This is a genomic window from Kitasatospora sp. NPDC023120 (assembly GCF_055560835.1).
Genome location: NZ_JBVHHY010000012.1, coordinates 107,449 through 121,356, shown reverse-complemented (window position 1 = coordinate 121,356; position 13,908 = coordinate 107,449). Strand labels below are relative to the sequence as shown.

The 13,908-nt window shown below is 74.9% G+C and carries 8 protein-coding genes; 6 read left to right on the top strand and 2 right to left on the bottom strand.

Annotation, left to right across the window (positions count from 1 at the left end):
• Positions 1-243: 243 nt before the first annotated feature.
• Positions 244-1,128, top strand: a complete 885-nt coding sequence (locus ACZ3TI_RS19435; protein WP_465727668.1) for a S1 family peptidase — start codon at positions 244-246, stop codon at positions 1,126-1,128.
• 69 nt (positions 1,129-1,197) lie between these two features.
• Here ACZ3TI_RS19435 and ACZ3TI_RS19430 read toward each other — a convergent pair whose 3' ends face one another.
• Positions 1,198-1,842, bottom strand: coding sequence for a CGNR zinc finger domain-containing protein (locus tag ACZ3TI_RS19430; RefSeq protein WP_465727666.1), 645 nt, complete (start codon positions 1,840-1,842; stop codon positions 1,198-1,200).
• A 127-nt stretch (positions 1,843-1,969) separates the two neighbouring features.
• Here ACZ3TI_RS19430 and ACZ3TI_RS19425 point away from each other — a divergent pair, with 127 nt between their 5' ends.
• The 4 genes from ACZ3TI_RS19425 to ACZ3TI_RS19410 all read left to right on the top strand — a co-directional run bounded on the left by ACZ3TI_RS19425 (position 1,970) and on the right by ACZ3TI_RS19410 (position 8,845).
• On the top strand, positions 1,970-2,893 hold the full coding sequence (locus tag ACZ3TI_RS19425; RefSeq protein WP_465727665.1) for an arginase family protein: 924 nt from the start codon (positions 1,970-1,972) through the stop codon (positions 2,891-2,893).
• Positions 2,890-3,399: a hypothetical protein gene (locus ACZ3TI_RS19420; RefSeq protein WP_465727663.1), complete on the top strand. Its 510-nt coding sequence runs from the start codon at positions 2,890-2,892 to the stop codon at positions 3,397-3,399. The genes ACZ3TI_RS19425 and ACZ3TI_RS19420 overlap by 4 nt, the downstream gene beginning before the upstream one ends.
• Before the next feature lie 99 nt (positions 3,400-3,498).
• Positions 3,499-4,110: a hypothetical protein gene (locus ACZ3TI_RS19415; protein WP_465727661.1), complete on the top strand. Its 612-nt coding sequence runs from the start codon at positions 3,499-3,501 to the stop codon at positions 4,108-4,110.
• A gap of 133 nt (positions 4,111-4,243) precedes the next feature.
• Positions 4,244-8,845 (top strand): HAD-IC family P-type ATPase, encoded by a 4,602-nt coding sequence (locus ACZ3TI_RS19410; protein WP_465727659.1) that lies wholly within the window; start codon positions 4,244-4,246, stop codon positions 8,843-8,845.
• 10 nt (positions 8,846-8,855) lie between these two features.
• Here the strand turns inward: ACZ3TI_RS19410 and ACZ3TI_RS19405 are convergent, their stop codons facing one another.
• Positions 8,856-10,037, bottom strand: coding sequence for a Rossmann-fold NAD(P)-binding domain-containing protein (locus tag ACZ3TI_RS19405; protein WP_465727657.1), 1,182 nt, complete (start codon positions 10,035-10,037; stop codon positions 8,856-8,858).
• A gap of 160 nt (positions 10,038-10,197) precedes the next feature.
• Here ACZ3TI_RS19405 and ACZ3TI_RS19400 point away from each other — a divergent pair, with 160 nt between their 5' ends.
• Positions 10,198-13,806 (top strand): hydantoinase B/oxoprolinase family protein, encoded by a 3,609-nt coding sequence (locus ACZ3TI_RS19400; RefSeq protein ID WP_465727655.1) that lies wholly within the window; start codon positions 10,198-10,200, stop codon positions 13,804-13,806.
• Positions 13,807-13,908: the final 102 nt, after the last annotated feature.

Here is a 13,908-nt window from a genome sequence, read left to right as displayed (position 1 = left end):
CTGGCTGCGGGTCGGAACCCCGCACCGCGAGGCGGGCGGTGCGGAAGATTGTCGAGATGGTGTGCAGGCCTGTCCGAAGCCTTGTGCCGCGCCACCGGCCTGCCCATACTTCCGGGCAGCGCCTGTCAGGGGCAGATCATCCGCGGTGGCTCCCATGAGCAACTGCGTGTGTGTGCGCACTCCCTGACCGCGCCTCACGGCCCCTCCGACCCTGAGGGGCCTCTCACTCCCAGGAGGAGACCAGTGAGGACCACGCGCACCATCCCCCACACCCGCACCGCGAGGACCACTCGGCTGCTCGCCGCCGCCGTCGGCCTGCTGTCCGCCACCGCGGTCGCCGCGCCGAGTGCGGTCGCCGCCCCCGCCCGGTCCGCCGGTCCGGCCGCGCTCGCCGCGGTGAGCGACGCCGTCCAGCGGACCGACGTCAACGGCATCGCCTGGTACGTCGACCAGGCGGCCGGCCGCGTCGTCGTCACCGCGGACGGCACCGTCTCACCCGCCGCGATCGCCAAGATCAAGCAGGCCGCGGGCTCCGACGGCACCAGACTGCGGATCCAGCGCACGCCCGGCACCCTGCGCCCGCTGCTCGCCGCCGGCGACGCCATCTACGGCGGCCAGTACCGCTGCTCGCTCGGCTTCAACGTGGTGAGCGGCAGCACGTACTACTTCCTCACCGCGGGGCACTGCGGGAACGTCGCGAACACCTGGTACACCAACTCCGGTCACACCACGCTGATCGGAGCCACCGTCAACTCCAGCTTCCCGGGCAACGACTACGCGCTGGTCCGGTACGACAACAGCTCGCTGAGCCACAGCGGCGGGTTCTCCTCCGCCCCGAACGCGTACGTCGGGGAGTCAGTCAAGCGCACCGGGTCGACCAGCGGCACGCACGGCGGCACGGTCACCGGGCTCAACGCCACCGTGCGCTACTCCGACGGCGGCACCGTCCGCGGCATGATCCAGACCAACGTCTGCGCCGAACCCGGCGACTCGGGCGGCCCGCTGTACGACGGCACCAAGGCCCTCGGCATCACCTCCGGCGGCAGCGGCGACTGCAGCAGCGGGGGCACGACCTTCTTCCAGCCGGCCAACGAGGCGCTCGCCAGGTACGGCGTCAGCGTCTACTGACCCCGACCGGGACGCGACCCGATCCGAATCCCGGGCGAGCCCCCTGAGGGGTGCTCGCCTGGGACCGTTTCAACCAACGTTCGTCTCACCGGCCCGTCTCCGTCGATAGTGGGTCCTGCCCTTCGCGGAGTTCCCGCAGGTGGCCATATCGCACCAACGGCGGCGGCCGGCCCGGGAGCCGTCGATGAACAGCCAGCCGCAGTGCCCGCCGGAGCAGACCCGGGTGCGTTCCAGCGGCAGCGCCCGGAGCAGGTCGAGGGCCTGGAGGGCGAGTTCGTGGTCGAGGTAGTCGAGCCCCGACGCCTCGACGCCGACCCGGAGGTGCGGCGCGTTCCCGTGGATGGTGAGACGCGCGGCGGCGACCGCCCGCTTCCAGTGGCCCTCCACCCTCTCGACGACCTCCGCGGGAGGCGGCGCGTCCCGGTGGACCAGCGCCGTGATCAGGTCGTGCAGCGCCTCGCGCAGCTCGCGGACGCGGTCCAGGGCCAGCGCGGCCGGCCCCGGCTCGGCGTCGGCCAGCCGCTGTAGAGCGGTCAGGTCGGCGGGGGCGAAGTGACCGGTGAGGGCGGCCCACTCCAGCAGGCGCGGGTAGCCGTCGAGCCGGTCGATCGGCTCGGCGTCACGCGCCGTGACCGTGTTCACCAGGTCGATGACGATGTGCCCGCCGACCAGGTCGCGGGGTCCGAAGGTGTGGGGCCGACTGGTTCCCGTCACGCATGACCGCCTTTCCTGGGCTCGCACCGGTTCCCGAGCCTGCCACGTTCAGGTGTTGCCCCAGTCTATCCAACCGGTGTACTGATGTTATCCGGTTGGATTTTCTCCCGGCTGACAGGAGTCACCCATGGCTGCCGCCGCCATCGAGCTCATCACCGCCCCCTGGAACCTCGGACTGCGTCCGCCCGCACCGGGACATGAGCCCGGAACCTGGCGAGCGCCGCAGGCGCTCCTCTCGGCAGGGCTGGAAACGCGTCTGCGACCGGCCCGGACGGTGGAACTCGACCGCCCGCCCTACGACTTCGACCCGCAGCCGGCCACCCGGATCCGCAACGGGGTGACCATCCGCGAGCACACGCTGCGACTCGGCGAGGCCGTCGAAACCGCGCTCGCCGCCGCCAGGTTCCCCGTCGTCCTGGGCGGCGACTGCAGCATCCTGCTGGGGTGCCTGCTGGGCGCCCGGCGCCACGGACGCTGCGGCCTGGTCCACCTCGACGGGCACAGCGACTTCCGGCACCCGGGGAACTCCGACACCGGCTGGTCCCTCGACTCGGCAGCCGGAATGGACCTGGCCCTGGCCACCGGCCGGGGTGAACTGCTGCTCACCCACTGGCCCGCGGTGGGTCGGCCGCTGGTCGCCGACGAGGACGTCATCCAGATCGGTGACCGCGAGGACGAGGCGACACCCCCGGTCACCCGGATCACCGCCCAGGAGATCCAGCGGATCGGCATCGCCGAGCTGGGCGAGCGGATCCTCCACCATCTGGAGCGGCGCGGGCTGGACCGGGTCTGGCTCCACGTCGACCTCGATGTGCTGGACGAACGCGTCCTGCCCGCCGTGGACTCCCCCGGCCGCCCCGGCCTGGACTTCCCCCGGCTGACCGAGCTCGTCTCGACCCTCGCCGCGACCGGCCGGGTGGTGGGGCTCGACCTCGCCATCTACGACCCGGAACTCGACCCGGACGGTGCGTACGCCGCCCCCATCGTGGACTGCCTCGTCTCCGCCGCGCAGGCCCTCGCCCCGCTCGCCACCGTGGAGGCCCACGCATGAAGACGCTCCTCGCCGACGGCCCCAGCACCCCGTACGCGACCGAGATGGAGCAGTTCGGACGGCTGACCGGCCACTGGGCGACCCGGATCACCTACCACCCCGCCGACGGCTCACCGGCCCGGAGCGTCAGCGGCGAGTGGGAGTTCGGCTACGCCTTGGAGGGCAGGGCGGTCCTGGACGTCTGGCAGTGGCCCGGGCGCGCGGAACTCCCCGCCGCCGGTCGTGCTCCGGACCAGGAGTGCGGCCTGTGCGTACGGATCTGGGATCCGCGCCTGCAGCTGTGGCGGTTCACCTTCCACGGCACCGCCCGGGGCGACCTGGCGCACCTGTACGCCCGCGAGATCGGCGACGAGATCGTCATGGAACGCGCCGCCGTCGGCGCCCTCGTCCGCTGGACCTTCAGCGACATCACCGCCGGCGCCTTCCGCTGGCGCAACGAACGCTCGACCGACGGCGGACGCACCTGGCGGCTCGACCAGGAGGTCGGCGCCCGCCGCCTGGGGTGACCGCGCGGCCGCCCGCGCCAAGCACCCCGAAGCCGCCCGAAGCGTCCTGCCGTCGATGGGGCGAGACTGGTCGAGGGGCCGTAGGACGGGAGTGTGCGGATGTCTGACGGCGGAGACGGCGGGTACCGCGCCCTGGTCGGCGAGCTGGCCGGTCTGGTGCGGCTGGCGCACACCGCGCTGGGCGGCGCGACGGCCGTCCTCACGGACCCGGCCGGTCGCGGGGACGGGATCCCGGCGGCGGAGAAGGCCCTGGCGGAGCTGCTGGACCGGATCGAGGAGGACGCCGCCGCCGCGCCCGGGGGCCGGGTGGGGGTCGTCGCGGGCGTCCACGTCGGGTGCGAGGTGGAGACCCTCGGACGGATGGCCGAGCGGCTGCTGGAGGCGGCCTGGGCGCGCCAGGGGCGGGAGCCGTTCCCGGAACCGCTGCGGGCTCCGCTGCACGGGCTCGCGGCGACGGCACTGGACCTGCTGGCACGGTCCGCGGACGTCCTGGAGTCCGGGGCCCCCGAGGGCGTCGCCGACCTGCTGACCTCGCTGCACGAGGTCGGCCAGCGGCAGCGGCTGCTGTACGAGCTGCTGCTGCACGAGGCCTGGTCCGACCCGGTCGACACCACCGACCTCGTGCTGCTGGCCTGCTGCTACCAGCAGTGCGCCGACCGCGCCGCGGCGATCGCCCGCCACGCCGTGCTGTTCTCGCACGCCCACGCCTGAAGCCGGAGCGGACAGCGGGATTGTCCGCCGGCTTCCCGGGTACGCGCGCCGTAGGGCCGGCGTCATGGTCGGGCCATTCATCAGAACCCGGGCGCGAACGCGCCCGGGTGGGGTCGGCGGAACGGGAGGTGCGGTGCTGCGGCTGCTGACCAGACTGCCGGCGGCCGGCCTGGGGCTGACCTTGGCCGTACCGGTCGCGCTGGCGCGTACGGCCGTCCCCACGGCCCGCGCCACGGCCCGGTCCGCCGCGCACACCGCGGTCACGGCTGCCGGTACCGCGCGGCGCGTGGGCCGGGTGGCGTGCAACGCTGCGGAGGCGGGCCGGGGCTACTGGCAGGCGGGTTCCCGGCTCCAGCTGCCGCTCCGCCCACGGCCGGGTGCCACCGGCCGGAGACGGAGCGTGGAGGCGGCGGCGCGGAAGGTGGCGCTCGCGCTGGCGAAGCGCCCGGACGTGGTCGCCGCCTACTGGGACGGCGGCCTCGGCCGGCTGGTCGTGCAGCTGACCCAGGACGCGGTCACCGAGCGCGTGGTGGACCGCGTCGGCGAACTCGCCGCCGAGGAGCGCCTGGAACGGGTGGCCGAGGAGGTCCTGGAGACCTCGCATCCCGGCCGGGCCGGCAGTGTGCGCGCGCAGGCGATCGCCCTCGCCTGTGACGCGGTGGGCCTGGCGACCGCCGTCGGAGCGCGGACGGTCCGGCTGAGGAAGCCACCGCGGCTGGCCACCGCCGTGACCGCCCTGGTGCGGGAGGACCCGGAGGTCCGCACCCTGCTCCGCCGCCGCCTCGGCGACACGGGCGCCGACCTCGCGCTGGCGGCCGCCGGGGCCGCGGCGTACGGCGTGGGGCAGTCGCCCACCGCGCTGGTCCTGGACGCGGTGCTGCGCACGGGTCGGCTGATGGAGACGATCGCCGGCGCCACCGCGTTCGACGCCGCCCATGACGCGCTCTGCGCACGCGGACGGCTGAGCGTGGCCGGCGAGGACACCGTCCGCCCGGCGCTGCGAGCGCTGCCCGGCGAGGAGTACGCGGACCAGGCGGTCGGCGGCACCCTCCTCGGCTCCGCCGCCGCCCTGCTGTTCACCCGCGACGCCGCGGAGGCGGCCGAGGGCCTGGTGGCCGGAAACCCGAAGGCCGCGCGCTACGGTCCGGCCGCGTTCACCGCCGTGCTGGGCACCGGACTCGCCCGCGAAGGCATCCTGGTCCGCAACGTGGAGCGACTGCGCCGACTGGAACTGGTCGACACCGTCGTGCTGCACTCCGACTCCCTGCGCGGCACGACGCGGACCGTCCTGGAAGTCCACCCCAATGCGCCGGGCTGGGACCACGACCGGCTCTGGCAGTCCGCCGCCGCTGCCCTGAACGCCCGGGACAACCGGAACGCCCGGGACGCCCGCGACGGGGACGACCGCCCGGAGCTCGAACTGCGCCACGTGCCCGATGACTCCGACCCGTCCGGCCGTCAGGACACGGGGACGGGCCTGATGGTCGCCGCCGCCGACGGGGCGGACGTGGGCACCGTCCTGGTCGGCTGGGAGATCGCTCCGCTCGCCGAGGCCGCGCTGGACGCCGCCCGACGCGCCGGACTGCGCGTCCTGGTGACCGATGACGGCACGCTCGGCGAGTTCGGCGCCCTCGCCGATCAACTGGTCGGCGCCGAGCGGCCGTTGGCAGAGGTGATCAGACAACTCCAGCACCGCGGACGGGTGGTGCTCACGGTGGCGCGCATTCCGGCCGACGGTCGTTCGGAACTCCCGGACAGCGCCCGGGAACTGCTCGCCGGATTGCTGCGCAGCGACCTCGCGGTCGCGGTCACCGATGACCGCAGCGCGGTGGTGTGGGGCGCGGACCTCCTCCTGACGGGTGGACTGGAGTCCGCGTGGCGGCTGCTGGCCGCGATCCCCGCCGCCCGTACCGTCGCCGCGCGTTCCAAGACCCTGGCCCAGGCGAGCGCCGCACTGTCCGGGCTCCTGGTCCTCGCCCGCGGGCGACGCCCGCACGGCATGATTCCGGTCGGCGTCCGCCTCTCGCCCGTCAACGCCGCGACCGCCGCAGCCCTCGTCTCGGGCGGGCGGGCCGCCCTGCGCATCAGCGTCCGCACCGCTCCCCATCCGCCGCCGCGCACGGCCTGGCACGCCCTCGCACCTCAGGAAGCGCTGGCCCGGCTCAAGGCCGTCCGCCGCCCGGCGCGCCCCGCCGGCCTGCGGACGCTGTCGGACGCCCTCCGGCGGGCCCGGCGGCTGCCGGCCTTCGCCCCGGTGCGCCGGGCGGGCCGGCTGGTCGGCGCGATGCGTTCGGAACTCGACGACCCGCTGACGCCGGTCCTGCTGGTCGGGGCCACCGCGTCCGCCCTGCTGGGCTCGACGGTGGACGCGTTGCTGGTCGTCGGAGCGCTGGCGGTGAACGTGCTGATCGGCGCGGTGCAGCGGACACGTGCCGAACGCGCCCTCTCCGCACTCGAGGTGACCCAGCGTCGGAACGTCCCGGTGGTGGACGGGGACCGGACCCGCTCGGTCAAGTCGACGGATCTGGCTCCCGGTCAGGTGATCGAGCTCAACACCGGGGATGTGGTGCCGGCCGACGCCCGGCTGCTCGACCTCGATGACCTGGAGGTCGACGAGTCCTCGCTGACCGGCGAGTCCCTCCCCACCACGAAGCAGCTCGACGCCACCCCGGAGGCGGCCGTCGCCGACCGCCGCTGCATGGTCTTCGAGGGCACCACGGTCGTGGCCGGACACGCCCGGGCCGCCGTGGTCGGCACCGGGGACGACACCGAGGCCGGGCGAGCCGAGCACCTCGCCGCCCGCACGCCGCCCGCGCCGGGCGTCCAGGCCCGGCTGCGCGAACTGACCGACCGCAGCCTGCCGTTCACCCTCCTCGGCGGAGCCGCCGTCACGGGCCTGGCGGTGCTGCGCGGGCGCCCGGTGCGCCAGGCCGTCCGGGGCGGGCTCGCGGTCGCCGTGGCCGCCGTGCCGGAGGGACTGCCGCTGGTGGCGACGGTCGCCCAGCTGGCGGCAGCACGCCGACTCAGCCGAAACGGCGTGCTGGTCCGTACCCCGCGCGCGCTGGAGGCGCTCGGCCGGATGGACACGGTCTGCTTCGACAAGACCGGCACGCTCACCGAGAACCGTCTGACGGTGGCCCGCGTCGCCACGGCCGACGGCGCCCGGCACCCCGCCGACGACCCCGCGGCGGCATCCGTCCTGCGGATGGCGGCCCGAGCCTGCCCGCCCGCCGACGACGACACCGCCGTCCACGCCCACCCCACCGACGAGGCGATCGTCGCCGCCGCCCCGGACGAGCTCGGCTGGACGCCCGCGCAGGTGCTGCCGTTCGAGGCCAGCCGCGGCTACGCCGCCGCGACCGGCACCGATGACGACGGTCGCGAACTGCTCGTGGTCAAGGGGGCGCCCGAGAGCGTCCTGCCGGCCTGCACCGGCGCCAGCGGTACCGGCACCGGCGCCGAGGAGGAGGGGACCGCAACCGTGGCCGCCCTCGGAGCGGACGGCCTGCGGGTCCTCGCCGTCGCCACGCGGACCCTCACCGGCGAGGGCTCCGGCGGCGAAGGCTCCGGCGGCGAAGGCTCCGGCGGTGGTGAAGCGATAGACCGGCCCTTGGAGCAGTTGGAGCTCATCGGCTTCGTCGCCCTGGCGGACACCCCGCGCACCGGCTCCGCCGCGCTGGTCGAGGGACTGCGACGGGCCGGGGTGCGGCCGGTCATGCTCACCGGCGACCACCCGGCCACGGCCCGCGCGGTGGCCGTCGCCCTGGGCTGGCCCGAGGACGTCGAGCTGGCCACCGGGGACGAGCTGGCCGATCTCGACCGGAGGGACCGCGCCCGGCGCCTGCGCGACTGCGACGTCGTCGCCCGGGTCGCACCGGAGCAGAAGGTGCTGGTCATCGAGGCGCTGCGGGAGGCGGGGCGGGTCGTGGCGATGGTGGGGGACGGGGCCAACGACGCCGCCGCCATCCGCTCCGCCGACATCGGGATCGGGATCGCCGCCCGCGGTTCGGCGGCGGCCCGCAACGCGGCGGACCTGGTGGTCACCGACGAGGAGCTGACCGTCCTGATCGACGCCGTCGAGGAGGGCCGCGAGCTGTGGCGGAGCGTCGCGGACGCGATCACCATCCTGATCGGCGGCAACGCCGGAGAGATCGGCTTCTCCGTCCTCGCCACCCTGCTGGCCGGCCACGCCCCCATGTCGACCCGCCAGATCCTCCTGGTCAACCTACTCACCGACATGTTCCCGGCGATGGCCGTCGCGGTCACACCACGGGAGGAACCGCCCTCCGAGGACGGCGTCCCGCGCGTGGGCACCGCCGCCCTCGACGCGCCGCTGGCCCGTCGGATCCGGCACCGGGGTCTGGTGACCGCCCTCGGCGCGACCACCGCCTGGCTCATCGGCGCCGCCACCCCCGGCTCCGCCCGGCGCACCGGCACCATGGCCCTGTGCGGGGTGGTCGGGGCCCAGCTCGCCCAGACCCTGACCGGGCGACGGCACAGTCCCCTCGTCCTCGCGACCGTCCTGGGTTCCGCCGCCGCGCTCGCGGCCGTCATCCAGACGCCGGGGGTCAGCCGGTTCTTCGGGTGCACCCCGCTCGGCCCGGTGGCCTGGGCGGGCGTCGCCGTCTCGATCGCCGTCGCCCTGGCGGCACCGCCGCTGATCCCCCGGGTCGAGCACCTCCTGCTGCTGGCCCTCGCCCGGATCGGGCGGCTACGGCCTGCCGGTGACCGTTGACCGAGGGGTCCTACGGAAGCCCGGCGGCGGCGGTCGCCGCCATCAGCAGCCGACCGGTCGGTTCGTGCCGTACGGCGCCGCGGTCGGTCACCAGCATCGGGCCGAGGACCGGGTCCGCAGCAGGTGACCCGGCTCGGGAGAGGCGGTCGAGCAGCGCGAGCGCGTTGTGGGCGTAGGCACGCGAGGCGGTGCCGGGCACCTGTGCCGCGAGGTCTCCGGCGCCGATCACCGTGACCCCGTCGCCCACCGACGTCGTGGTGTCCGGCAGGGCTCCCTCGACGTTGCCGCCCTCCGGACCGGCCGCCAGGTCCACCAGCACCGAGCCCGGCCGCAGCCGCGCCACCGTCTCGGCGTGGAGCAGGACCGGGGGCGTGCGGCCCGGCGGGGCGAGGGCCGTCACCACCGCCCGGTAGCGCACGGCGGCCGCCGCCAGGCCCGCCGTCCACGCCGTCCACGCCGTCCACGCCGTCCACGCGGCGTGCTCCTGGTCGAGGGGCTCCCAGAGCTCCCGGTCGTCCCCGACCGGCGGCAACCCGGGCAGGTCGAGCAGGCCGGCCCCGAGGGCGGCGACCGCCGCGCGCTCCCGGCGCCGCGGCTCGACCGCGTCGACCGGTGCGCCCAGCCGGCGGGCGGTGTCGACGGCCTGCAGGCCCGCAGGTCCCGCGCCGACCACCAGCACCCGGACCGGGTCGAGCAGCCCGTCCGGCGTGCCCCAGGGCGGCAGGCAGTGGTCCAGCCACGCGGCGGCGAGCAGCACCGCTCGGTAGCCGGCCACCCTGGCCTGGGAGGCCTCGGCGTCCAGCGGGTACGCGGCGAGCAGGTCGGGCGCCAGGTCGAGGCCGATCGCCGTCACACCCCGCTCCGCCCACTGCCGGACCAGGTACGGGATCCGGTGCGGTCGCAGCAGCGCGGCCAGCACCTGCCCGGGGCGCAGCTCGCGCACCGGGTCGACGTGCGGCGGGTGGATGCCCAGCAGCACGTCCGCACGGCGCAGCAGCTCGGTGCGCCCGGTCACCGCGGCCCCCGCGGCGCGGTAGTCGCCGTCGTGGTGGCCGGCCGGGGTACCGGCGCCGGGCTCGACCAGGACCGTCGCACCGAGCCGGGCCACGGCCGGTACCAGGTCGGGTACGAGGGCGACCCGGCGCTCACCGGACGCGGTCTCCCGCAGCACCCCCACCGTCGTGGCCGTCATCGCCGCCTCCAGGGTCGACCCCCACGGCCAGTATGTTCCGTTTGCCCCGGTCGTTCGCCCGGTCGGATACTCGTGCGCAGGGCTACTCGCAGGGCTGCGCGCAGTGCGCAGGGCCGCTTGCGCAAAGGACGCCGGGCGGGCACGGCGGAGGGAGCCGGTCATGGCCTCCAAGACGGGCCCCGGGGGCTGGCAGTTCTGGGTGGACCGGGGCGGGACCTTCACCGACGTGGTCGGGCTGGCGCCGGACGGGCGGCTGCTCACCCACAAGCTGCTCTCGCACGACCCGGCCCGCTACCGCGATCCCGCGGTGGCAGGCATCCGGGCACTGCTGCCGCCCGACGCCGACCTCGAGGCGGACGTGGAGTCGGTCCGGATGGGCACCACGGTGGCCACCAACGCCCTGCTGGAGCGCACCGGCGAGCCGACCGTCCTGTGCGTCACCCGCGGCTTCGCGGACGCGCTGCGGATCGGCTACCAGAACCGTCCGCAGATCTTCGCCCGGGAGATCACCCTGCCCGAGCCGCTGTACGCCCGGGTGGTCGAGGTGGACGAGCGGATCGCCGCCGACGGCGAGGTGCTGCGCCCGCCCGACCTCGACCGGCTCGCCGATGACCTGCGCGGATGTCTGCGCGACGGCATCCGCTCCATCGCCGTGGTCTGCCTGCACAGCTACCTGCACCCCGACCACGAGCGCGGGATCGGGCGCCTCGCCGAGCGGCTCGGCTTCGACCAGGTGTCGTTGTCCAGCGAGGCGAGCCCGCTGATGAAGCTGGTGCCGCGCGGGGACACCGCCGTGGTCGACGCCTACCTCAATCCGGGTCTGCGCCGCTACGTGCGGCAGGTGTCGGACGAACTGTCCGGGGTCCGGCTGATGTTCATGCAGTCCAACGGCGGACTCGCGGAGGCGGGGCACTTCCGGGGCAAGGACGCGATCCTCTCCGGCCCGGCCGGCGGCATCGTCGGCATGGTGCGGATGTCGGAACTCGCCGGGCACGAGCGGGTGATCGGCTTCGACATGGGCGGCACCTCCACGGACGTGTCGCACTTCGCGGGCGAGTACGAGCGGGTGGTGACCACCCAGGTCGCCGGTGTACGGCTGCGGGCGCCGATGCTGGCCATCCACACCGTCGCGGCGGGCGGCGGCTCGGTGCTGCGCTTCGACGGCGAGCGCCTGCGGGTCGGACCGGACTCGGCCGGCGCCGATCCCGGCCCCGCCTGCTACCGGAACGGCGGACCGCTGACGGTCACCGACGCCAACCTGCTGCTCGGCCGCATCCAGGCCGGGCACTTCCCGCGCGTCTTCGGTCCGGACGGGGACCAGCCGCTCGATCTCGACCTGACGAAGAGTCAATTCACCGACCTGGCCGAGGAGATCGGCGACCTCACGGCCGAGGAGGCCGCCGACGGGTTCCTGCGGATCGCGGTCGGCAACATCGCCAACGCGATCAAACGCATCTCCGTCCAGCAGGGCCACGACGTCACCCGCTACGCGCTGACCACCTTCGGCGGCGCGGGCGGCCAGGTCGCCTGCCCGGTGGCCGAGGCGCTCGGGATCCGCACCGTACTGGTCCCCCCGATGGCCGGGGTGCTGTCCGCCCTCGGCATCGGCCTGGCCGACACCACCGTCCTGCGCGAGCGGGCCGTCGAACGCCCGCTGGCGGAGCAGGAGATGGGGGCCGTCCGGGCGCTCGCGGACGAACTGGCACAGGCCGCCACCGGCGAACTGCTCGACCAGGGCGTTCCGCGGGAACGGATCCGGCTGACCCACCGGGCCCGGCTGCGCTACCAGGGCACCGACACGGCGATCGGCGTCCCGCTGGACGAACCGGCAAGGATGCGGGCCGAGTTCGAGGAGCGGCACCGGGCCACCTACTCCTTCCTGATGGACCGCCCGCTGGTGGTCGAGGCCCTCGCCGTCGAGGGCACCGGCCTCACCGAGCAGCCGGAGCTCGACGTGCTCTCCCCCGGCCCCGAGCAGCCCGCGGAACCCGTCACCGTACGGCTCCGCACCGGCGGCGAGTGGCGCCGGGTCCCGCTGCTGGAGCGCGAGTCGATGCAACCGGAGGAGACCCTGACCGGCCCGGCCGTGATCGCCGAGGCCAATGCCACCACCGTCGTGGACGACGGCTGGAAGGCGACCGTCACCGCCGCCGGGCATCTTCTCGTCGAGCAGGTCAGGGCGGCGGCCGAGGAGGCCGTCACCACTGCCGCCGACCCCGTGCTGCTGGAGGTCTTCAACAACCTCTTCATGGCGATCGCCCAACAGATGGGCGCCCGGCTGGAGTCCACCGCCCAGTCGGTCAACATCAAGGAGCGGCTGGACTTCTCCTGCGCCCTCTTCGACCCCGACGGCAACCTCGTCGCCAACGCCCCGCACATCCCCGTCCACCTCGGCTCGATGGGCACCACCGTGAAGGAGGTGCTCCGCCGGCGCGGCCCGCAGCTGCGCCCGGGCGACACCTACGCCGTCAACGACCCGTACCACGGCGGCACCCACCTGCCCGACATCACCGTGGTCACCCCGGTCTTCGACCCGGACGGCAGCGAGGTCCTGTTCTTCGTCGCCTCCCGCGGCCACCACGCCGAGATCGGCGGCACCGCCCCCGGCTCGATGCCCGCCGACAGCCACGAGATCCACGAGGAGGGCGTGCTCTTCGACGACTGGCCACTGGTGGCGGACGGACGGCTGCGCGAGGAGGAGACCGTCCGGCTCCTCACCGAGGCGCGGTACCCGTCCCGCGACCCGGACACCAACCTGGCCGACCTTCGCGCCCAGATCGCCGCCAACCGCAAGGGCGTCGACGAGGTCGAGGCGATGATCGACCACTTCGGCCTCGACGTCGTCCAGGCCTACATGCGGCACGTCCAGGACAACGCCGAGCAGGCCGTGCGCCGGGCCGTCGCCGACCTGACCGACGGCTCGTACCGCTACGAGACCGACTCCGGCGCCGTGATCGCCGTCTCCGTCCGCGTGGACCGCCGGGACCGCAGCGCCACCATCGACTTCACCGGCACCTCGCCCCAGCTCGACAGCAACCTCAACGCGCCCTCCGCCGTCGTCACCGCCGCCGTCCTGTACGTCTTCCGCACCCTCGTCGCCGACGACATCCCGCTCAACGACGGCTGCCTGCGCCCGCTGCGGATCGTCGTCCCACCCGGCTCGATGCTCGCCCCGCAATACCCGGCCGCCGTCGCCGCCGGCAACGTGGAGACCTCGCAGGCCATCGTCGGCGCGCTCTACGCGGCGCTCGGCGTGCAGGCGGAAGGCTCTGGCACGATGAACAACCTGACCTTCGGCAACGCCGAGCACCAGTACTACGAGACCATCGCCTCCGGCTCCGGCGCGGGCCCGGGCTTCGACGGGGCGGACGCCGTCCAGACCCACATGACCAACTCCCGTCTCACCGACCCCGAAGTCCTGGAGTGGCGCCTCCCGGTCCTCGTCGAGGAGTTCGCCGTCCGCCCCGACAGCGGCGGCGCCGGCCGCCGGCACGGCGGCAACGGCGCCCTGCGCCGGCTGCGCTTCCGCGAGCCGATGACCGTCAGCCTGCTCTCCGGCCACCGCCGCGTCCCCCCGTACGGCCTCGACGGCGGCTCCCCCGGCGCCCTCGGCACCAACCGCGTCCTGCGCGCCGACGGCACCACCGACGACCTGCCCGGCTGCGGCAGCACCGAAGTCGCGGCCGGCGACGCCCTGGAGGTCCGCACCCCGGGCGGCGGCGGCTACGGAGCCCCCGCGAAGGACACGGCGGCCACGCCGGACACCTGACCGCGGACGCCCGCTCCGCCCGCCGCCCGTCCGGCTGGCCGCGGACCGGTTCGCCCCCGGTGTCCGGAAATCACCGCTTGTCCGTAATGAACGGTTGTGTTC